General features: G+C 68.3%; 21 protein-coding genes. 7 read left to right on the top strand and 14 right to left on the bottom strand.

The features are described 5' to 3' along the window. Positions 1-6: 6 nt before the first annotated feature. From ACWGE0_RS00440 to ACWGE0_RS00455, 4 genes are all read right to left on the bottom strand, one after another. Positions 7-219, bottom strand: coding sequence for a DUF5703 family protein (locus ACWGE0_RS00440; RefSeq protein ID WP_030475146.1), 213 nt, complete (start codon positions 217-219; stop codon positions 7-9). Further along, positions 216-899, bottom strand: coding sequence for a YncE family protein (locus ACWGE0_RS00445; RefSeq protein ID WP_452258718.1), 684 nt, complete (start codon positions 897-899; stop codon positions 216-218). Before ACWGE0_RS00445 ends, ACWGE0_RS00440 begins: the two co-directional genes overlap by 4 nt. Before the next feature lie 80 nt (positions 900-979). Next, complete coding sequence (locus tag ACWGE0_RS00450; protein ID WP_452258719.1) at positions 980-1,582, bottom strand: carbonic anhydrase; 603 nt, start codon at positions 1,580-1,582, stop codon at positions 980-982. Positions 1,583-1,771: 189 nt separating this feature from the next. Then, positions 1,772-2,737, bottom strand: a complete 966-nt coding sequence (locus tag ACWGE0_RS00455; protein ID WP_452258720.1) for an aldo/keto reductase — start codon at positions 2,735-2,737, stop codon at positions 1,772-1,774. A gap of 72 nt (positions 2,738-2,809) precedes the next feature. Between ACWGE0_RS00455 and ACWGE0_RS00460 the strand changes: the two genes are divergently transcribed. The 3 genes from ACWGE0_RS00460 to ACWGE0_RS00470 are packed head-to-tail and all read left to right on the top strand — an operon-like array spanning position 2,810 to position 5,386. Then, positions 2,810-3,859, top strand: a complete 1,050-nt coding sequence (locus ACWGE0_RS00460) for an LLM class F420-dependent oxidoreductase (protein WP_452258721.1) — start codon at positions 2,810-2,812, stop codon at positions 3,857-3,859. After that, positions 3,856-4,683: an undecaprenyl-diphosphate phosphatase gene (locus ACWGE0_RS00465; protein WP_452258722.1), complete on the top strand. Its 828-nt coding sequence runs from the start codon at positions 3,856-3,858 to the stop codon at positions 4,681-4,683. The genes ACWGE0_RS00460 and ACWGE0_RS00465 overlap by 4 nt, the downstream gene beginning before the upstream one ends. A 10-nt stretch (positions 4,684-4,693) precedes the next feature. Continuing rightward, complete coding sequence (locus ACWGE0_RS00470; RefSeq protein WP_452258723.1) at positions 4,694-5,386, top strand: histidine phosphatase family protein; 693 nt, start codon at positions 4,694-4,696, stop codon at positions 5,384-5,386. On the opposite strand, the gene ACWGE0_RS00475 is transcribed toward ACWGE0_RS00470, so the two are convergent. After that, positions 5,358-6,530 carry an RNA polymerase sigma factor gene (locus ACWGE0_RS00475; protein WP_452258724.1) on the bottom strand — a complete coding sequence of 391 codons (1,173 nt, stop codon included), beginning with the start codon at positions 6,528-6,530 and terminating at the stop codon, positions 5,358-5,360. The two genes, ACWGE0_RS00470 and ACWGE0_RS00475, sit on opposite strands and share 29 nt — an antisense overlap. Further along, positions 6,527-6,901 (bottom strand): YciI family protein, encoded by a 375-nt coding sequence (locus ACWGE0_RS00480; RefSeq protein ID WP_452258725.1) that lies wholly within the window; start codon positions 6,899-6,901, stop codon positions 6,527-6,529. Before ACWGE0_RS00480 ends, ACWGE0_RS00475 begins: the two co-directional genes overlap by 4 nt. Before the next feature lie 108 nt (positions 6,902-7,009). Here ACWGE0_RS00480 and ACWGE0_RS00485 point away from each other — a divergent pair, with 108 nt between their 5' ends. Beyond that, positions 7,010-7,459 carry a YybH family protein gene (locus ACWGE0_RS00485; RefSeq protein ID WP_452258726.1) on the top strand — a complete coding sequence of 150 codons (450 nt, stop codon included), beginning with the start codon at positions 7,010-7,012 and terminating at the stop codon, positions 7,457-7,459. An 85-nt stretch (positions 7,460-7,544) separates the two neighbouring features. Here ACWGE0_RS00485 and ACWGE0_RS00490 read toward each other — a convergent pair whose 3' ends face one another. The 4 genes from ACWGE0_RS00490 to ACWGE0_RS00505 form a co-directional block, all read right to left on the bottom strand. Then, a complete protein-coding gene (locus ACWGE0_RS00490; protein WP_452258727.1) occupies positions 7,545-9,017 on the bottom strand; it encodes a M4 family metallopeptidase in 1,473 nt (490 codons plus the stop codon). A gap of 365 nt (positions 9,018-9,382) precedes the next feature. Further along, complete coding sequence (locus ACWGE0_RS00495) at positions 9,383-10,501, bottom strand: site-specific integrase (protein ID WP_452258728.1); 1,119 nt, start codon at positions 10,499-10,501, stop codon at positions 9,383-9,385. Continuing rightward, positions 10,498-11,544: a threonine aldolase family protein gene (locus tag ACWGE0_RS00500; protein WP_452258729.1), complete on the bottom strand. Its 1,047-nt coding sequence runs from the start codon at positions 11,542-11,544 to the stop codon at positions 10,498-10,500. Before ACWGE0_RS00500 ends, ACWGE0_RS00495 begins: the two co-directional genes overlap by 4 nt. Further along, positions 11,544-11,915 (bottom strand): DUF4180 domain-containing protein, encoded by a 372-nt coding sequence (locus tag ACWGE0_RS00505; RefSeq protein WP_452258730.1) that lies wholly within the window; start codon positions 11,913-11,915, stop codon positions 11,544-11,546. The genes ACWGE0_RS00500 and ACWGE0_RS00505 overlap by 1 nt, the downstream gene beginning before the upstream one ends. A 219-nt stretch (positions 11,916-12,134) precedes the next feature. Between ACWGE0_RS00505 and ACWGE0_RS00510 the strand changes: the two genes are divergently transcribed. Continuing rightward, positions 12,135-12,857 carry an alpha/beta hydrolase gene (locus tag ACWGE0_RS00510; protein WP_452258731.1) on the top strand — a complete coding sequence of 241 codons (723 nt, stop codon included), beginning with the start codon at positions 12,135-12,137 and terminating at the stop codon, positions 12,855-12,857. A gap of 54 nt (positions 12,858-12,911) precedes the next feature. Next, the gene (gene add / locus ACWGE0_RS00515; RefSeq protein ID WP_452258732.1) at positions 12,912-13,886 is read left to right on the top strand and encodes an adenosine deaminase; all 975 of its coding nucleotides are present in this window, start codon (positions 12,912-12,914) and stop codon (positions 13,884-13,886) included. Here add and ACWGE0_RS00520 read toward each other — a convergent pair. The 4 genes from ACWGE0_RS00520 to ACWGE0_RS00535 are packed head-to-tail and all read right to left on the bottom strand — an operon-like array spanning position 13,853 to position 16,075. Next, positions 13,853-14,203: a hypothetical protein gene (locus ACWGE0_RS00520; RefSeq protein WP_452258733.1), complete on the bottom strand. Its 351-nt coding sequence runs from the start codon at positions 14,201-14,203 to the stop codon at positions 13,853-13,855. The genes add and ACWGE0_RS00520 overlap by 34 nt on opposite strands. A 53-nt stretch (positions 14,204-14,256) precedes the next feature. Then, entirely contained in the window at positions 14,257-14,808 is a 552-nt protein-coding gene (locus ACWGE0_RS00525; RefSeq protein ID WP_452258734.1) for a DUF4240 domain-containing protein, read from the bottom strand. Between the two features lie 57 nt (positions 14,809-14,865). Continuing rightward, entirely contained in the window at positions 14,866-15,447 is a 582-nt protein-coding gene (locus tag ACWGE0_RS00530; RefSeq protein ID WP_452258735.1) for a DUF4240 domain-containing protein, read from the bottom strand. 55 nt (positions 15,448-15,502) lie between these two features. Beyond that, positions 15,503-16,075 (bottom strand): DUF4240 domain-containing protein, encoded by a 573-nt coding sequence (locus ACWGE0_RS00535; RefSeq protein WP_452258736.1) that lies wholly within the window; start codon positions 16,073-16,075, stop codon positions 15,503-15,505. 75 nt (positions 16,076-16,150) lie between these two features. Here ACWGE0_RS00535 and hrpA point away from each other — a divergent pair, with 75 nt between their 5' ends. Next, a complete protein-coding gene (gene hrpA, locus ACWGE0_RS00540) occupies positions 16,151-20,017 on the top strand; it encodes an ATP-dependent RNA helicase HrpA (protein ID WP_452258737.1) in 3,867 nt (1,288 codons plus the stop codon). Positions 20,018-20,031 lie beyond the last annotated feature (14 nt).

The raw sequence follows: 20,031 nt of genomic DNA on the forward strand, positions 1-20,031 counted from the left end.
CGGGGGTCAGGTGATCAGTCCTGGTACCAGTGCGGGCTGGCGCTTGCGGCGCAGCCAGATCTTGCGGGAGCCGTCGCCGTAGAGGAGCGTGCGGGACAGTTCCCAGCCGGCGAACTCGGCGTGGATGGCCAACTGCGTGGTCGCGGTGCGGCGTGAGATTCCCGGCGGCAGACGCAGCGGCCGGTACTCCCAGTCCCCGTCGATCACCCCTTCGTTCATGGCGAGATCACCTGTATCCCTCCGTTGTCGCCGGACGTGACCGTCACACGTCCGGAGTCCTGGTCGACGCTGACCGTGTTGGGCTGACGCACGGTGGAGAACCGGTGCTTCTCGGTCGGTTCGCCACCGGCGACGTTGAGTCCGACGACCTCGTTGCGCTCGGTGAGCGTGATCCACGCGATGTCGCGCTTGGCGTCGTAGGCGATGCCGTAGGGCGAGCCGGGCACGGGGTAGCGCTGGCGCATGATCAGCGGGTTGATGGAGAACGCGATGAACTCGCCGCCGCGGGTGTCGACGACGAGCAGCCGCCCGAAGCGGTCCGGCACGCCGTTGGTGGCGCCGTCTCCCGCCCGGATGCCGGCGCCCCTGGTCTCGGTGCCCTTGTCGTCGGTGGTCATCTCGAACACCGCGCTGCGCAGCCGGTCGAGCTCGACGTCGCGGTCGTTGACGTGGAACTTCAGCGTGGTGTCGCCCTCGGTGAACGTGCCGCCGGGCGTGATCTGGCCGGGCGGGGTGGCGTTCTGGGCGGGGGAGCGGGCGGGTTTGGCCGCCTCGAGGGTTTCCGCGACCTGCAGCGGATCTTGCGACCCCTCGCTCTGGCCGCACGCTGCCAGCGTGGCGGTGGTCAAGATCAGAGCTACGAGCCGGCGCAAGATCGGGTCCCTTCCCAAGGTCGTCACTTCCAGCATCCCTGACGAGCGCTCATAGGTCACGCAAGGGGTGGGGTGAAACCTCGGTTGGGCGAATCTGTTGGTTATCTCTATTGCTTCAGTGTGGACCAAAACTGATGCTTCACCAATGTCACCACCCGGCCCGACCTCAAGTCATAAGAAGCCGCCACAACACCAAGCGCGTTTCTCGCCATGGCCGTGCGGATGATGACGCTGCGTTCTTGCAGGATTTCGGCCGTGCGGAGGGCTTGTTCAGCGACGCACGCGGCGAGGAACGCGCGGTCGTCTGTGTGTGGAGCCGTGGCGCGCACGGCGGGTTCGATGGCGCGCACGGCGGGTTCGATGGTGCGGACGAGCGTGCTGATGTCGCCGGTGACGTGGCCTTTGCCGCGGATGACGTCGATGGTGGCGCTGACTGCGCCGCAGCCGGCGTGTCCGAGGACCACGACGAGCGGGACGTGGAGGTGTTCGACGGCGTACTCGATGCTGCCGATGACGCTGGAGTCGAGAACCTCGCCGGCGGCGCGGATGGTGAAGATGTCGCCGAGGCCGTCGTCGAACACGATCTCTGGTGGTACGCGGGAGTCGGCGCAGCCGAGGACGCAGGCGCACGGCTTGTAGGCGTGCGAGCGGTTGGAGGCAGGGCCCCGCCCTCCCTTGGGGGCTGACCACCTGAGGCCGCCGAACGTCACTTTACCTGCGAAAACGCGCTGTCAAGCCCTCGTTCGGCGATCTGTGGACAAGTCAGCGGCGGGTGCGAGTTGTCCACAGATCGGTCAGCGGCGCCTTGACAGGCTGGTTTCGCGAATAGCCTGAGGAGGCCTGGTGGTAAGCCCCCTGGGAGGGCGGGGCCCTGCCGTCAGTTCGCGAGTTATCGCAGGTCAGGGCATGGGGCGTTCGGGATAGCCGAGTTCGATGGCGCTGACGTCGTCGAGCGCCGCGCGGATCGCCGGTGGCAACGTCAGCTGCTCGGCTTCCAGTGAGGCGATCAGCTGGTTCGTGTCGCGTGCGCCCACCACGGGTGCGACGACGCCGGGCCGGTCCCGCACCCAGGCCAAAGCCACGCACAACGGCGAGGTGCCGAGCCCGTCGGCGGCGGTGGCGACGGCCTGGACGATCCGGGCCGCTCGCTCGTTGCGGTGCTGCTCCACATAGCCCGCGAAGTGCGCGGATGCGCCACGGGAGTCCGGTGGGGTGCCGTTGCGGTACTTGCCGGTGAGCACGCCGCGGCCGAGGGGTGCCCATGGCAGCAGTCCGAGTCCGTGGTGCAGGGCCGCGGGGGCGACTTCGCGTTCGATGCCGCGTTCCAGCAGGGAGTATTCGACCTGGGTGGAGATGAGCGGGTAGGTCGAGGGGGTGAGGACGGCGGTGGCGAGTTGCCAGCCGCTGTAGTTGGAGATGCCCGCGTATCGGACCTTGCCGGAGGATATCGCCTGGTCCAGGGCGGACAGTGACTCCTCGATGGGGACGTTGGCGTCCCAGGCGTGCAGTTGCCAGAGGTCGATGTGGTCGACGCCGATGCGTCGCAGGGAGCCGTCCAGTGCGGACAGGAGTGCGCCGCGGGAGGCGCCGCCGCCGAAGGGGCCGTCGGTGCGGCGGGCGACGGCTTTGGTGGCGATGACGAGTTCTTCGCGGGGGACGATTTCGCCGAGCAGGCCGCCGAGGATGCGTTCGGCTTCGCCTTCGGTGTAGACGTCGGCGGTGTCGATGAGGGTGCCGCCGGCGTCGGCGAAGGCCATGAGCTGGGTGGCGGCCTCGTCCGCGTCGGTGTCGCGGCCCCACGTCATCGTGCCCAGTGCCGTCCTGGACACGCGGAGGCCGCTGCGGCCGAGGTATCGCTGTTCCACGTGCGCGATGCTAAGGGGTGATCATCGGCTGAGCCTGGCAATCGGTGTTACTGACCGGTAGGGTCACGGCTCGTGAAGCTCGGATTGAACCTCGGATACTGGGGCGCCGGCAACGACGCCGCGAACCTTGAGCTGGCCAAAGAGGCCGACCGGCTCGGCTTTTCGGTGGTGTGGGCCGCGGAGGCCTACGGTTCCGATGCGCCGACGGTGCTCGCGTGGGTGGCCGCGCAGACCGAACGGATTGACGTCGGTAGCGCGATCTTCCAGATTCCGGCGCGGACGCCGGCGATGGCGGCGATGACCGGGGCCACTTTGGACACGTTGTCCGGTGGCCGGTTCCGGATGGGTCTCGGCGTGTCGGGTCCGCAGGTGTCGGAGGGCTGGCACGGTGTGCGGTTCGACAAGCCGTTGGCGCGCACGCGTGAGTACGTGGAGATCGTGAAGAAGGCTCTCTCGCGCGAGAAGCTGCGCTATGAGGGTGAGCACTACACGCTGCCGCTCCCGGATGGTCCTGGTAAGGCGTTGCAGCTGACGGTGCATCCGGTGCGGGACCAGATTCCGATCTACCTGGCCGCTGTGGGTCCGAAGAACCTGGAGCTGACGGGTGAGATCGCGGACGGCTGGTTGGCGATCTTCTTCTCGCCCGAGTACTCGGCGGAGTCGCTGGCGAGTGTGAAGGCCGGTCGGGAGAAGGCCGGCAAGACGATGGACGGTTTCGACGTCGTGCCGACCGTTCCGTTGATCGTCGGTGAGGACTGGAAGGCGTGTGCTGACCCGGTTCGTGCGTACACGGCGCTGTACGTGGGCGGTATGGGCAGCCGCAAGCAGAACTTCTACAACAACCTGATGGTGCGCATGGGTTTCCCGGCTCAGGCCGAGGAGATCCAGGAGAAGTACCTGGCGCGTGACTACGCGGGTGCGATGGCCGCGATTCCGCTGGAGTTCCTGGACGCGACGTCGTTGCTGGGCCCGAAGGAGCGCATAGCAGACAAGATGAAGGCGCTCGCTGCCGCGGGGGTCACCACGCTGTCCGTTTCGCCGATGCTGCAAGATCTCGAGCAGGGGATCGCGGGCCTTCGCACCGCGGCCGAAGCTTTGGATCTGGCAGGAGTGGGTAGTTGAGCTGGTTGCAGGCTCTGGTCCTCGGACTGGTCCAAGGACTGACGGAATTCCTGCCGATTTCCAGCAGTGCGCACCTGCGCATCACGTCGACGCTGTTCTTCGGCAACGACGCGGGCGCTTCGTTCACCGCGGTCATCCAGCTGGGTACCGAGGTGGCGGTGCTGATCTACTTCGCCAAGGACATCGGGCGGTTCATCTCCGCCTGGTTCCGCGGCCTCTTCAGCGCGGAGGCGCGCAAGGAGAAGGACTACAAGCTCGCCTGGTACGTGATCATCGGTTCCGTGCCGATCTCTGTTCTCGGTTACCTGTTGAAGGACGAGATCCGGACGTCGGCGCGGAACCTGTGGATCACGGCGACGATGCTGGTGGTGTTCGGTCTGCTGCTCGGTCTGGCGGATCATCTGGCCAAGCAGCAGCGTGACGAGCTGCGGATGAAGGACGCGATCGGGATGGGGCTGGCGCAGGCGCTGGCGCTCATCCCGGGCGTGTCCCGCTCCGGTGGCACGCTGACCGCGGGTCTGTTCCTGGGGTTGAACCGGGAGGCGGCGGCCCGGTACTCGTTCCTGCTGGCGATTCCGGCGGTGTTCGGGGCGGGGTTGTTCTCGATCCCGGACGTGCTGGAGCGCTCGGGTGGTGGCGAGCAGGCGTCGATTCCGCAGATGATCGTGGCGACGCTGATCTCGTTCGTGGTGGGTTACGCGACGATCGCGTGGTTGCTGAAGTACGTTTCGAAGCATTCTTACTCGGCGTTCGTGTGGTACCGGTTGATGCTGGGTCTCGTGCTGATGGGGCTGCTGTCGATGGGGTTGCTGCAGCCGATCTAAGGTGGGTGCCGTGGCCACGGTGATCCTGCTTCGACATGCTCGTTCGACCGCCAACGGTTCCGGTGTGCTCGCCGGGCGATCTCTCGGGGTCGGGTTGGACGAACGCGGTCAGGCTCAGGCCGCGGCTCTGGTGGGCCGGTTGAAGGACATTCCGGTCGCGGCGGTGGTGTCGTCTCCTTTGCAGCGGTGTGAGGAGACGTTGGCGCCGTTGCTGGCGGATCGTTCGCTGGCGGCGGTGGCGGAGCCGGACGTGTCCGAAGTGGACTACGGCGCGTGGACCGGCAAGGCGTTGAAGGACCTGTTCAACGAGCCGTTGTGGGCTGTTGTGCAGCAGCATCCTTCCGCCGCTGTGTTTCCCGAGGGTGAGGGTCTCGCGCACGTGCAGGCTCGTGCGGTGGCGGCTGTGCGCGCGCATGATGCCCGGATCACCGCGGAACACGGTCCTGGTGCGGTGTGGGTGCTGTGCTCGCACGGTGACGTGATCAAGGCCGTGCTCGCCGACGCTCTGGGCGTGCACCTGGACGGTTTCCAGCGCATCGTCGTCGATCCGTGCTCGATCTCCGTCGTCCAGTACACGCAGACGCGGCCGTTCGTGTTGCGGGTCAACGACAACGGGGGCGATCTGGCGGGTGTGGTGCCTGCGGCGCCGCCGCAGGAGGAGCCGTCGTCGGACGCTACCGTGGGTGGCGCGACCGGGAGCTGAGGTAGCGCCGCTCCGGCACGCTCAGCGTCCGCTTGGCCGCCTTCTCGTACTCCAGTTTCGCCGCGTCGTTTTCTCCTTGCAGGTCAAGGAGATGTGCTTTCACGGCGTGCACGCGGTAGTGGTCGAGGTCCAGTGTGGACAGTTCGTCGAGTGCCTGCTGCGGGCCGTGGACCATGGCGACGGCGACGATCCGGTTGAGCGCGACCATCGGGCCGGGCGCGGTGACGGTGAGCAGCTCGTAGAGGCCGAGGATCTCGTGCCAGTCGGTGTCGTCGGCGGTTTTCGCGTCGGCGTGGACGGCCGCGATCGCCGCCTGCAGCTGGTACGGGCCGATTTTCGCGGTGTTGAGGGCGTTCTGGATGAGTTCCGTGCCCTCCGCGATGGCCTGCGGGTCCCACTTGGCGCGGTCCTGTTCCGCGAGTGGGATCAACGCGCCCTGTTCGTCGGTGCGGGCGGGCCGGCGTGCGTCGGTGAGCAGCATCAACGCGAGCAACCCGCTCAGTTCACCGTCCTGGGGTCGTCTGCGGTGCAGCTGACGGGTCAGCCGGATCGCCTCGGCGGTGAGGTCGACTCGGACGAGGTCGTCGCCCGAGCTGGCGGTCGAGCCCTCGGTGAAGATCAGGTACAGCACGTGCAGGACCGCGGTGAGGTCGTGTGGTGCGCGGAACTTGGCGCCTTTGACCTTCTGCTTCGCGCGGCTGATCCGTTGCGCGACGGTGGCTTCCGGCACGAGGAACGCCCGCGCGATCTCCGCCGTGGTCAACCCGCCGACGGCCCTGAGAGTGAGGGCGATCTGCGAGGCCGTGGTGAGGCTTTCGTGGCAGCACATCGCGAGGATCGTGAGCGTGTCGTCCTGGGCCGGCGCCGGGTCCGGCGGTGCGGGGGTGAGCGCGACGACCTTCTCCTCGCGCTGACGTCGTGCGGTGTCGGACCGGTACTGCTCGATCCAGCGGCGGCTGGCCGCGGTGATGAGCCAGCCCTTGGGGTTGTCCGGGATGCCCTCGACCGGCCACTGCTGGGCGGCGCCGAGCAGGGCTTCCTGCACGGCGTCCTCGCACACGTCGAACTGGCCGTGGCGTCGCACGAGCACGCCGAGGACCTGCGGCGCGAGTTCGCGCAGCAGGCCCTCCAGGTGAGGCGTCACATGTCGTCCAGCATCGACATGTCCCACACCGGCCGGACCTCGATGCCGTCGTTGTGGGCGTCGGGCAGGGTGGCGGCGTGGGCGATGACCTGGTCGATGGTGTCGGCCTCGACCAGGTAGAACCCGGCGAGGTATTCCTTGGCCTCGGCGAACGGCCCGTCGGTGACCACGACCTCGCCGTCGCGGATGCTCACGCCCTTGCCGGTCTCAGGTCCTGGCAGGCCCTCGCTGACGATCAGCTCCCCGGACGCGCGCAGTTTGTCGCTGAGGTCGTAGTGGTCCTGGCCGAACTTCATCTGCTGCTCGTCGGTCAGCTTCTCCCACGCGGCCCGCGACTTCGGGTTGCTGTAGATCAGGATCAGGTACTTCACTCCCGGCCTCCATCTCGTCGGCTCGAAAAAATCTTCTCACCGCCATGTCGAGACCGCGGGTCGTGTCTCGACATCGGTGTGTCAGCCAACTTGACGGAGGGTTTCGAGATGACGCACAGGCTGGTTCAGGACGAGGTCGCGATCCGCGCGTTGTTCACCGAGTTCGTGGAGGGCATGCGGGAGCGGTCGCCGTCCCGGATCGTCGCGCGGTACGCGGAGGACGCGGTGACGTTCACGCTGGCCCCGCCGCTGCGCAACACCGGTCTGGACGCCCGTGACCCGGAGGCGCTGGCCGGGTGGATGGCGGGGTTCGACGGGCCGATCACCATCGAGCACCGTGACCTGGAGATCGTCGTGTCCGGTGACGTGGCGTTCGTGCACGGGTTGTCGCGGATGGCCGCGGTGCCGGTGGGATATCCGGAGGGGTTCTCGATGTGGATGCGCACGACCGTGGGGCTGCGGCGGCGTGACGGGCGGTGGCTCGTCACGCACGAGCACCAGTCGGTGCCGTTCTACATGGACGGGTCGTTCCTGGCGGCGACCGATCTGAAGCCCTGAGGCAGGGGCGCTGAGACAGGGGTTTGCCGAGGCCCGGACCGTGCAGGGGGTCGGTCCGGGCCTCGGCGCTCGTGGGGCGGGCCGGCTACTTGACGTTCACCGCGGCCCAGGCCCGGTTGACCGCCGCGTACTCGGGCGACGAGGCGCCGTAGAGGTCGGCCGCGGCGGCGAGGGTTCCGGTGCGGGCGGCGGCGTACTTGGTGCTGGAGGTGAACTTGGTGGTGAGGGCGCGGTACCAGATCTTCTCGGCCTTGGCGCGGGTGATGCCGGTGACGGGCTGGCCGTCGGCGGTGGGGGAGTCGTAGGCGACGCCGTTGATCGTCTTCTGGCCGCTGCCCTCGGAGAGCAGGTAGAAGAAGTGGTTGGCGATGCCTGAGGAGTAGTGCACGTCGACGTTGCCCGCGGTGGAGGACCAGTAGTCGAGGCTCTTGCCGTCCTTGGAGGGCTTGTCCATGTAGCGCAGCGGCTTGCCGTCGCCGCGGATGTCGATCTTCTCGCCGATCAGGTAGTCGCCGGCGTCAGTGGCGTTGGCGGCGTAGAACTCCGTGGTGGAGCCGAAGATGTCGCTGGTGGCCTCGTTGAGGCCGCCGGACTCACCGGAGTAGACCAGGCCGGCGGTGGCCGAGGTGACGCCGTGCGACATCTCGTGCGCGGCGACGTCGAGCGAGGTCAGCGGCTTGCGGTTCTGGGCTCCGTCGCCGTAGGTCATGCAGAAGCAGGAGTCGCTCCAGAACGCGTTGCTGTAGTTGTTGCCGTAGTGGACCTTGCTCAGCGCGCCCACACCGTTGTTCTTGATGCCGCTTCGGCCGTGGATGTTCTTGTAGTAGTCCCACGTCTTCGCGGCGCCGAACGCCGCGTCGACACCGGCGGTGGCCTTGTCGGTGTAGGTGCCGTTGCCCCACTTGTTGTCGGCGTCGGTGAACAGTGTGCCGGTGCCCGAGCCGTTGTTGAGGTTGTTGACGGCCTGGTTGCCGCGGGCGGGGTCCTTGAGCTGGAACGTCGATCCCGACTGGGTCGTGCTCAGCGCGACGGTGCCGCTGAAGGTGGACTGGCCGGTGCCCTCGGCGACGTGGATGTCGTCGTAGGACAGCAGCGTCTCACCGGTCTTGGCGTCGGTGAACGTGTGCAGCTCGCTGGGCGTCTGGTCTTCCTTGACGCTGTGCTTGACGGTCTCCCACGCCAGCACGGGCGCGTGGTCGAGTGCGAACACCACGAGCTTCGCGTCGGCCTGTGCGGTGGCGGGCGCCGAGGTGTCGAGGCCGGCGAGGGAGGCCTCGGTCGCCTTGACGACGCTGCTGAGCTCGCCGGCCTTCTGCGTGACGACGAGGTCGCCGCCGATGACCTTCAAGCCGTTGAGGGTGCGGTCGAACCGGAGGTGGTGCGTGCCGTCGGCGTCGCGCACGACGTCGCGGGGGACGAGCTGCTCACCGCCGGACAGGCCGAGGGCGGTGGAGATCGTCCCCGCCTGCTCGGCCGCGCTGGCTCCGAACGTGCCCGTGGCGGCCAGGGCCGCCGCGGACACCAGGGCGGTGGTGATGCCCATGGTTTTGCGCTTCATGAACGCTCCTTGTTCCGGTGCAGGGAGTGAGCGGCCCGGCGTTACAGGGGTGCCGGGTCGAACACCGTGGAACATCCCGACCATCGTCGATGACCGGGCGTGGTGATCGTATTGCTCTCAGTGCATGCGACCAGCCACTCCCAGAATGCGAGATTGCTTCACGAATTGAGCTGCTCCGCTGGTCAGGAGATCAGGATTTGCCCGAATGGTGGAACAAAAGAGCAGCTCAACCACCGTGGAAACACAACGGAAACTTCCGGGTTCGGCACTGCCGATGGCCCAGTCCACTACTCCGGTTGGTGCAGCCCTACCGGAGGGGATCTTGTTTAGAGTTAACCGCCCGCGCTGAGACCTGGGTCACAAGATCACAGGCCCAGGCGGGTCACGGCGTTGTCCTCGAGCGGGTTCGCGGTCCGGATGTAGCGGTGCACCGTCCGCGGATTCGTCCACCGGCCCTGCCGCATGATCTCCCGGTCACTCGCACCGCCCAGTGCCGCCTGCGTCGCGAACCCCGCCCGCAGCGAATGCCCGCCGAACAACGCCGGATCCAGCCCCGCCTTCAGCGCGTACCGCTTCACCAGCTCCGCCACCGCACGCCCCGACATCGCCTTGGTCCCGATGCCGCCGTGCCGGTTCACCACCGGGAACACCGCGCCGGTCCGGCGGGTCATGTCGTAGCCGTGGCACCGGTGCAGGCCGGTCTCGGTGATCTCCTTGCCGTCCAGCACGTCCGCCCAGTCCGCGAACGCGCACACCGGGCACGTCGGCCGGCGGCTCCCGCGCGGCAGCACCACCGACTGCTGGTGCTTGCCCGTCTGGTCGGTCTTCGTCGTCCCCAGCCGGATCAGCAGCAACGGCTCGTGCGTGCGCGGATCCACGTCCACGCTCACGTCCTCGAACTCGACCTGCGCCAGCTCACTTCTGCGCAACGCGCCGGCGAACCCCACCAACAACAACAGGGCGTCCCTCGCGCGCGCCGGACCGTCCTGCGGCCGTTCGTTCAGCAATGCTTCCAGCGTGTCGAGCAGCACGGGCCGTTTGCGCTTGGGCTGTGCCTTGCGGCTGCGGCGGATACCTCGCAACGTCAGCCGCACGACATCACTGCGCGTCGGGCTCGGCAACCCGTTCGCCGCGTGCACCGCCGAGATCGCCGCCGACTTGCGTTCCAATGTCGACGCCCCGAACGCCGGCGACCCATCAGGTTTGACGGTGTCCGCCGCGGCCGCCAGGTAGACCGCCACGTCCAGCGGGTCCGCCGGCAACGCCTGCCGTTCCTCGGCCTGGCACCAGCCCGCCCACGCGATCCAGTCCGACCGGTACGCCCGCACCGTGTTCGGCGACTGCGCACTGCGCAGGTAGTGGCTCAGCGAGGCCGCCTGCTCGTCGTCGAACCGCTCGCGCACCCTCGCGAGCGCGTCGACGTCGATCAGCACCGAGTGCGAGACCCTGACCAGCGCGTGCTGGACGGGTTCGGGCAGGCTCACACCCGCGATGGTAGTCCTCTGATCAACTCCGCGACCTCCCGCGGCGCGAAGTCCAGCGCGTTGATCCCCACGCTCACCTCGAACGCGCACCGGCGCGGATCGGGATTGGACCGCACGTACAGGAACAGCTTGATCCCCGTGTCCTCCGCGAGGTTGCGCGCGGCCTGCTCGGCGTCGTGCCGGGACATCGGCAGGTGGACGTGGAACAGGGGAGTGGCCGGCACTTCCGGTGTGGTGTGCGCGAACCCGTCGTCGTTGATCGCCTTCGCCAGCGCCCGCGCGTGGGCCTGGAACTCGCGCATCCTCGGCAGGTTCTCGTCCATGCCCATCAACGCGATCGCCGCCAGCGGCCACGCGTCCACGATCGCCCCGCCCAGCCTGCGCCGCCACACCGCCGCGTGCTCTATCAGCTCCGCGTCACCGGCGAGCACCGCACCCCGAGCGCCTTCGAGTCCTTTGTAGAGCGACACGTACACCGTGTCGAACAGGCCCGCGATCTCCGCCAGCGACGCGTCGTACCCGGTCTGGGCCTCCCACAGCCGCGCACCGTCACAATGCGCCGCCGCACCCCGCTCGCGGGCCCATCTGGTCTGCGCCTGGAGGTCCTCGAACGCGGGCAGCCGGCCGCCGATGTCCCGCTGCGGCAGCTCGATCACCACCGCCGCCAGCGGTTCACCGACGGTCTTCAGGTCGTCGAGGGTGAGCAGCGCGTGGCGATCACCCGCGGGATGGAACCTCAAGCCGTGCACCGCGCTGTAGCCCTGGTTCTCCCACACGTGCAGGTGCGTCTGCGGATGTCCCGCGAACGCGTGCCGGCCCGTCCGCTCGGCATGCACCCGCAGTGCGGCCTGCTGCGCCATCGTCCCCGACGGGAAGAACAGCGCGCGTGGCTTGCCCAGCAGGCCCGCGACCCGTTCCTCCAGCTCCCGCACCGGATCCTCCGGCTCGACCCCCGGCGTCATCCACTCGGTCAACCGCCGCAACACCTCCTGCGGCGAGCGGCGCGGACCGGCGTGGTTCGACAACGAACGCACGACGTTCATCAGGCGGCCGCCCGCAGCCGCGCGTCCAGCTCCGCCTCGTCCGCGACGAACCACAGCTGCCGGCCCTTGTTCGACTCGTACACGAAGTCGCGCAACGCGGTGCTGGCCTCGACATACCCGGCGATGTCCCCGACCACCACCACACGGAACCCGTACTGCTGGAACTTCTGCACCACCGCGCCCGCCACCCGCGTGCGCAACACGAAGAAGTCCTCGGTCAACCGCTGTGCCGGCAACACCAGCCACTGCACGTCCTGACCCCACAACGTGCCGATCAGGTCCACAGCGGACTGCTCGTCGGTGATCGGCGGCCCGTCCGCCGCGCACATCAGGACCGTCGCGCCGTGGCGCGTCTGCACAACATCAGGCATGACACCAAAACCTAGTAGCGCCACCCGCCCCCTGTCGCCGCCAATTCCGGCGACGGAGGCGATCACCGCTTGATAGGGTCACCACACGCGATAGGCCGGAGGAGGTGAGTCCCATCAACGCGGTGAACCCAGGTGGGCGCTCCTCCACACGTACGGCCTGACGCCTTCGACGCGCGTCGCCACGGGAGCGCTCCAAGCAACCCCGAAAGGCGAACGACCATGCGCTTTCTCTCCGAATCCACGTCCAACGGCACCACCGAACGCGAGTTCGTCCACGACGGTGTTCCCGGCATCCTCTGGACCCCGGCCGGCACCGACCGGCCGGCACGACTCGTGCTCGGCGCCCACGGCGGCGGCCAGCACAAACGAGCGCCCCGCTCGGTGCAGCACGCCTCACGTTGCGTCGCGGCCGGTCTCGCCGTCGTCACCCTCGACTCACCAGGTCACGGCGACCGGCCCCGATCAGCACAGGACGACCGGTTCATCGCCGAGATCCGTTCCGGCATCGCCGCGGGCCAGGACGTCGCCGAGCTCCTGTCCGAGTACAACGCCCTGCTGGCGGCGCGAGCGATCCCGGAATGGCGGTCCGTGCTGGACGCGCTGCTCGGCCTTCCCGAGATCAGCGGCGACGGCACCGGGTTCTGGGGCATGTCGATGGGCAGCGCCATCGGCATCCCGCTCGTCGCCGCCGAACCCCGCATCCGCGCGGCCGTGTTCGGACTCGTCGGCGCGTCCGGCAGCCTCGCGAAAGCCGCGGCACAGGTGACCGTCCCGCTGCGGTTCCTGCTGCAGTGGGACGACCAGCTGATCGCCCGCGACGCCGCGTTGGCGTTGTTCGACGCCTTCGGGGCCCGCCAGAAGACGCTGCACGCCAACCCCGGCGGGCACCACGACGTTCCCGAGTTCGAGATGGACAGCGCCGTGCGGTTCCTCGCCGGGTAACCGACGGGGAAAATGCCGGGCGCCCGCGGGTGGGCCTGGGTAGCGTCGCGCCACATGCGTGATCTTGCGACGTTGCCCAAAGCCCACCTGCACGTGCACCTGGAAAGCACCGTGCGCGCGGACACCCTCACCGAACTCGCCGACCACCACGGCGTCGACGTGCGGGCGCACACCGGGCCGTTCGACGACTTCACGCAGTTCGCCGCCCACAACGGGGCAGTGCGGGACTGCCTGCGGCGAGCCGAGGACTTCCACCGGATCGCGTACGAGTTCTGCGCCGAGGAAGCAGCGCAGGGGACCCGTTACGCCGAGGTCACGTTCACCGCGGCAGCGCACGGAGAACGGCTCGGGGATCCGGACATGCCGCTCGAGGCGGTGTTGTCCGGGCTCGCCGCAGGACAGGCCGCCCACGGCATCGAATGCCGTGTGATCGTGGACCACCCCAGAAAGCGGTCGGTCGAACGGTTCGAGGCCTCGCTCCGGCTCGCGACAACGCACCCACAGGTCGTGGCGATCGGGATGGCGGGCGCGGAGGACTACCCGCTGACGCCGTTCGCCGCTGTGTTCCGTGCCGCGCGAGAAGCCGGGATCGGGCTCGTGCACCACGCCGGGGAATGCTGCGCGGCACCGAGCGTCGCCGAAGCCGTGACCGTCGGGCTCGCCGACCGGATCGGCCACGGGTTCCGCGCCCTCGAAGACCCCGAGGTCGTCGCGCTGCTGCGGGACCGCGCCATTCCGCTCGAAGCGTGTCCGTCGTCCAACGTCGCGCTGGGACTGGTCGACTCACTCTCCTCTCATCCGTTGCCACAGTTGATGGACGCCGGGCTGACCGTCACGCTCAGCACCGACATCCCGTCCTCGACCGGCACCACGCTCACCGGCGAGTACCAGGCGCTGCGCGACGTGCTCGGCTTCGACGACGACACCATCACCGCGATCGCCACCAACGCCGTCGACGCCTCCTTCGCACCCGAGGACACGAAAACCCTGCTGCGTCAGGACATCGCCACCTGGCGCGCCGGCTCGTAACACACCAGGCCGTGCCGCGCCGCCAGCAACGCCACCAGATCCAGCACCTGCCGCTGACCCGGCCACACCACGTGCACGATCACCGCGTCCGTGCCCACCGTCAGCGCGTCGTTCCACGACACCGCCGACGACGGATCCGGTGACGTCTGCCGCAACTCGCGCACGAACGCCGCCACCGCCGTGTCGAACGCGCCCAGCGGCGAGGACCGCAACTCCGCGTACCGGGCCGCCGCCTCCGCGAACGACGCCGGCCCAGGAGCCCGCCACACCACCACGTCCACCGGCACATCTACTCGCACATCCAGTGCGACATCCACGGGAACATCCACCGCTGGACCATCCACTGCTGGACCATCGACTTCGACGTCCATCACGCCACCTTCCCGAACAACGCGCCCAACCGCGGAACCCGCGCCGAGATCTCCGCCGGATCCGCGAAATCCCACTGCTCACCCGCCGGATCCGGCGACGTGAGCACCTCACGCCCGCGCCGCGCCAGCACCGGCTCCAGCTCACCGCCGAACGCCTCGGCCGCCACGTAGTCGAGGCCCTCCCAGTCCGGCCACTCCTCATCGGCCCACGCGTGCACGCCACCACGCGACGCCAGCACCCGCACGTGCGGCACGTCCGCCAACGCGTCCGGTGACCGGGCCACCGACTCGAACACCTCCCGGCCCTGACCGACCAGCCACGCCTGGAAGTAGAAGAACCCGTCGTCCGAGCACAGCCCACCGCAGATCACGTCCGCCGCCTGCCAGTGCGCCCACGTGTCCACCCGCCGCCGCACCTCGTCCAGGCGCAGCGCGAACTCACACGCTTCCTCGCCCGCCAGCGCGGCGGTCAGCCACTCCAGCCGCTCGTCCTGCCCGGAGGTCTCCACGGCGGACCTCTCGACCAGGGCCCAGAACGCGTTCAGGTCCATGCGAAGCACGCTAGCGAGAGGGTCTGACAATTTTTGAAGCCCGGCTTCCGGCGCAGTTCAGGCGGCCTCCTCGAACCCCTGAGCCAGCTCCCACAACCGCGGCAACCGCACCGCGGCCTCCAACGGCGAGTCGAGATCCCACACCGCACCCGAGAACGGCCCCGCGTCCGTCACCGGCACACACCCCAGAACCGCCAGCGCGGCAGCCAGCGAACGCCCGGTAGCGGCGAAGAACGCGTCCTGAGTCACCCGCTCCAGCCCCTCCCACAACGGCCACGCCGCGTCCGGCCACGACTCCGCGCCGACCGCCAGCAACGTCCGCACCGCCGGCACCTCCGCCAACGCGTCCGGACACGACGCCACCTCGGCCAGCACCCCGCGGCCCAGCCCGATCAGCCACGACTGGAACGCGAAGAATTGCTCCGCCGAACACAACCCATCACACAGAACATAAGCGCCGTGCCAGTGTGAGAACGTGTTTACCCGACCACGGGTCGCGCTTAGCAGCACCTCGAATCCGACAATGTCGCCCGGCAGCAGCGCGGCAAGCCGAGAGGTCAGCCACAAGCGGCGTTCGTGCTGGTCAGAGGTAACGTGAGCCGACTCGTCGAGCAGGTCCCAGAAGACGTCGAGGTCCATGCCCGCAACGTTATCGGTAAGGTCTGACAATTTTCGGCATGCGCCGATCGGAGGATCAGGACGCTTTTCCGAACAACGCCCACAACCGCGGAATCCGGCGCGCGATGTCGGCCGGATCCTCCATCTCCACGTCCTCACCACCGGGCGAGACGTCGAACGCCCGCACCTGCCCCCGCGACTCCAGCAGCTCGTCCAGCTCACCGGGGAACACCGCCTCGAACGCCGCGTCCGGCACCCGGTACAGCGCCTCCCAGTCCGGCCACTCCGCATCCGGCCAGTTCTCCACGCCACCCAACGACGCCAGGCGCTGAACCTGCGGCACGGAAGCCAGCGCGTCCGGCGACAACACGACCGACTCGAACACCTCCCGGCCCTGACCGACCAGCCACGCCTGGAAGTAGAAGAACGAGTCCATGCCGCACAACCCGTGACAGATCAGCGTCGCCGCCTGCCAGTGCGCCCACGTGTCCACCCGCCGGCGCTGCTCGTCCAGCCGCACCGCGAAGTCGGCGATCTCACCCGCCGGCAACAACGCCAGCCGCCCCGACAGCCACGCCCGTCGTTCGTCCAGGTCAACCGCCCTCTCGCGGGCGTGATCGACCAGCCTCCAGAAACCCCCGGCGTCCATGCCGTCACGCTAGCGAGCGGGTCTGACAGTTATTCGCGCGAACGATTTGAACGTCCTGTCTATCCTTGACCCCAAATGGACACCCCGCTCGCTGAACTGCACAAACGCCTGCCCGAGCTCATGCCGCGTGATCAACGCCGGCTCGCCAGGCGCCTCGACGGCGTACGCAGGGTCAAGGACCCGCTCGCCCGCAAGAAGATCACCGAGGAGATCGCCTCGGAGATCGACGAGGCCGCCCTCAAGGTCGAGGTGCGCCGGGAGTCCGTTCCCAAGATCACATACCCGGCCGAACTGCCGGTCAGCCAGCACAAGGACGACATCAAAGAGCTGATCGCGAACCACCAGGTCGTGATCGTCGCCGGCGAGACCGGGTCCGGCAAGACCACCCAGCTGCCCAAGATCTGCCTGGAGCTGGGCCGCGGCGTCATCGGCCAGATCGGGCACACCCAGCCGCGCCGGATCGCCGCGCGCACCGTCGCCGAGCGCGTCGCCGAGGAGCTCAACACCAAGCTCGGTGACGCCGTCGGCTACAAGGTCCGGTTCACCGACCAGTCCGGTGACGACACCCTGGTCAAACTCATGACCGACGGCATCCTGCTCGCCGAGATCCAGACCGACCGGACGCTGTCGCGCTACGACACGATCATCATCGACGAGGCCCACGAACGCAGCCTCAACGTCGACTTCCTGCTCGGCTACCTCAAACAGCTCCTGCCGCGCCGCCCCGACCTCAAGATCGTGATCACGTCCGCCACGATCGACCCGCAGCGGTTCAGCCAGCACTTCGAGAACGCCCCGATCATCGAGGTCTCCGGCCGCACCTACCCCGTCGAGACCCGCTACCGGCCGCTCGACGAGGACGACGACCAGACCCAGGGCATCATCAACGCCGTCCACGAACTGCAGGCCGAAGGCCCCGGCGACGTGCTGGTGTTCCTGTCCGGCGAACGCGAGATCCGCGACACCGCCGACGCCCTCAAGCAAGAGGACCTCCGCAACACCGAGATCCTCCCGCTCTACGCGCGACTGAGCGTCGGCGAGCAGCATCGGGTGTTCCAGCGCCACACCGGCCGGCGGGTCGTGCTCGCCACCAACGTCGCCGAGACCAGCCTCACCGTGCCGGGCATCAAGTACGTCATCGACCCCGGCAACGCCCGCATCTCCCGCTACAGCCACCGCCTCAAGGTCCAGCGCCTCCCGATCGAGCCCATCAGCCAGGCCAGCGCCAACCAGCGCAAGGGCCGCTGCGGCCGCGTCAGCGAGGGCATCTGCATCCGGCTGTACTCCGAAGAGGACTTCGAGGCACGGCCCGAGTTCACCGACGCCGAGATCCTGCGCACCAACCTCGCCAGCGTCATCCTGCAGATGACCAACATCGGCCTCGGCGACGTCGCGGCGTTCCCGTTCATCGACCCGCCGGACTCGCGCAACATCAACGACGGCATCGGCCTGCTCCAGGAGCTCGGCGCGATCAACGCCGCCGAGAAGACGCTCACCGCGACCGGCCGCAAGCTCGCCGCGCTGCCCGTCGACCCCCGCCTGGGCCGCATGGTCCTCGAAGCCGACACCACCGGCTGCCTCAAAGAGGTCATGATCATCGCCGCGGCACTGTCCATCCAGGACCCCCGCGAACGCCCCGCCGACCAGCAGGAAGCCGCCACCCAGCAACACGCGCGGTTCGTCGACAAGGAATCCGACTTCGTCACGTTCCTCAACCTCTGGCAGTACCTGAAGGAACAGCAGAAGGAACTGAGCGGCAACCAGTTCCGCAAGCGCTGCAAGGCCGAGTTCCTCAACTACCTGCGCGTGCGCGAGTGGCAGGACATCTACCTGCAGCTGCGCCAGGTCGCCAAGCAGATCGGCATGCACCTCAACGAACAGCCCGGCGAGCCGCGCAACATCCACATCGCGCTGCTGTCCGGATTGCTCAGCCACATCGGCGTCAAGGACGTCCTCAAGAAGCAGGCACCGAACGAGAAACGCCGCCCCCTCACCGAGTTCCTCGGCGCCCGCAACGCCAAGTTCGCGATCTTCCCCGGCTCCGCGCTCGCGAAGAAACCACCGCAGTGGGTGATGGCCGCCGAACTCGTCGAGACCAGCCGCCTGTGGGGCCGCATCGTCGCCAAGATCGAACCCGAATGGGCCGAACGGCTCGGCGAGCACGTCGTCAAACGCCAGTACTCCGAACCGCACTGGGAGACCAAACGCGGCTCCGTCGTCGCCCTGGAGAAGGTCACGCTCTACGGCGTGCCGATCGTCGCCGGCCGCAAGGTCAGCTACGGCCGCATCGACCCCGAACTGAGCCGTGAGCTGTTCATCCGCCACGCGCTCGTGCAGGGGGAGTGGACCACCCACCACCGGTTCTTCCACACCAACCGCGCGATGCTCGAAGAGGTCGGCGAGCTCGAGAACCGGGCACGGCGGCGCGACATCGTCGTCGACGAGGAAACGCTGTACGAGTTCTACGACAAGCGGGTCGCCGCCGAGGTCGTCTCCGCGCGGCACTTCGACTCCTGGTGGAAGAAGCAGAAGGACAAGAACCTTCTCACCTACACCTTGGACATGCTGGTCAACGACCGCGCCGACGTCAGCCCCGACGCCTATCCCGACCAGTGGCGCCAGGGCGAGCTCACGCTGCCGCTGAGCTACCACTTCGAACCCGGCACCAAGAACGACGGCATCACCGTCAAGCTGCCGTTGCCCGCGCTCACCGCCCTGGACGACGACGCGTTCTCGTGGCAGATCCCCGGCCTGCGCCACGAACTCGTCGTCGCGCTGATCCGGTCGCTGCCCAAGCAGATCCGCCGCAACTTCGTGCCCGTCCCCGACGTCGCCACCGCCGTCCTCGCCCGCATCGACCCCAAGGACACCAGCCTGCTGACCGGTGTCGAACGCGAACTCAGAGCGCTCACCGGCGTCACCGTGCAGCGGGAGGACTGGCAGTTCGACGCCGTCCCCGACCACCTCAAGCTCACGTTCCAGGTCGTCGACGAGCAGAACCGCACCCTCGCCGAGGGCAAGGACATCGCCGCGCTCAAGGAGAAGCTGCGCGACGAGGTCCGCGAGTCGCTCAGCCAGGCCGCCGGCCACCTCGAACGCACCGGCCTCACCACGTGGGACTTCGACGCGCTGCCCCGCACCATCGAGCAACGGCAGTCCGGCATCACCGTCACCGCCTACCCCTCGCTGGTGGACCAGAGCTCGGCCGTCGCGATCAAGGTCCTCGACACCCCCGGCCGCCAGGCCTACGCCCACCGCCGCGGCGTGCGCAGACTGTTGCTGCTGGGCATCAACTCACCGGTCAAGCACCTGCAACGCCACCTCGACAACGCCGCCAAACTCGCCCTCACCCGCAACCCGCACGGCGGAGTCGCCGCCCTGCTCGCGGACTGCATCATGGCCGCCGTCGACCGGCTCATGGGCGAACCAGCGTGGGACGCCAAGTCCTATGCGGCACAACTGAAGAAGGTCCAGGCCGCGCTCAACGACACCACCTGGGTCGTCGTCCAGGAAGTCCGCAAAGTCCTCGAAGCCGCCCACGAGGCCGAGCTGAAACTGACCGGGCTGAAAGGCGCGCCGGACTCGGTGGCCGACATCCGGGCCCAGCTGAACTCGTTGGTGTACAAGGGATTCGTGACCCGCACCGGCTACGACCGGCTGCCGGACCTCGTGCGGTACCTCAAGGGCATCTCGCGGCGCATCGAGAAACTGCCGGAGAACCCGCGCCGCGACCTCGACTGGACCGCCAAGGTGCACCAGGTCCACGCCGAGTACCGGGAGCTGCGCGCGCAGACCCCGGCCGACGAGCCCGCGCCCGAGCTCGACGAGATCCGGTGGATGATCGAGGAACTGCGGCTGTCGTACTTCGCGCAGACCATCGGCACCCGCTACACCGTCAGCGACAAGCGCATCTACAAGGCTTTGGACGCCGTGCCGTTGTGAGCGGGCTACCGTGG

The sequence above is a fragment of the Lentzea sp. NPDC054927 genome, assembly GCF_053610285.1.

Coding starts and splice junctions, on each gene's coding strand:
- ACWGE0_RS00440 (WP_030475146.1), bottom strand. CDS start 219: ATGAACGAAGGGGTGATCGACGGGGACTGGGAGTACCGGCCGCTGCGT.
- ACWGE0_RS00510 (WP_452258731.1), top strand. CDS start 12,135: ATGCGCTTTCTCTCCGAATCCACGTCCAACGGCACCACCGAACGCGAG.
- ACWGE0_RS00505 (WP_452258730.1), bottom strand. CDS start 11,915: ATGCCTGATGTTGTGCAGACGCGCCACGGCGCGACGGTCCTGATGTGC.
- ACWGE0_RS00530 (WP_452258735.1), bottom strand. CDS start 15,447: ATGGACCTCGACGTCTTCTGGGACCTGCTCGACGAGTCGGCTCACGTT.
- ACWGE0_RS00485 (WP_452258726.1), top strand. CDS start 7,010: ATGACGCACAGGCTGGTTCAGGACGAGGTCGCGATCCGCGCGTTGTTC.
- hrpA (WP_452258737.1), top strand. CDS start 16,151: ATGGACACCCCGCTCGCTGAACTGCACAAACGCCTGCCCGAGCTCATG.
- ACWGE0_RS00490 (WP_452258727.1), bottom strand. CDS start 9,017: ATGAAGCGCAAAACCATGGGCATCACCACCGCCCTGGTGTCCGCGGCG.
- ACWGE0_RS00500 (WP_452258729.1), bottom strand. CDS start 11,544: ATGAACGTCGTGCGTTCGTTGTCGAACCACGCCGGTCCGCGCCGCTCG.
- add (WP_452258732.1), top strand. CDS start 12,912: ATGCGTGATCTTGCGACGTTGCCCAAAGCCCACCTGCACGTGCACCTG.
- ACWGE0_RS00525 (WP_452258734.1), bottom strand. CDS start 14,808: ATGGACCTGAACGCGTTCTGGGCCCTGGTCGAGAGGTCCGCCGTGGAG.
- ACWGE0_RS00535 (WP_452258736.1), bottom strand. CDS start 16,075: ATGGACGCCGGGGGTTTCTGGAGGCTGGTCGATCACGCCCGCGAGAGG.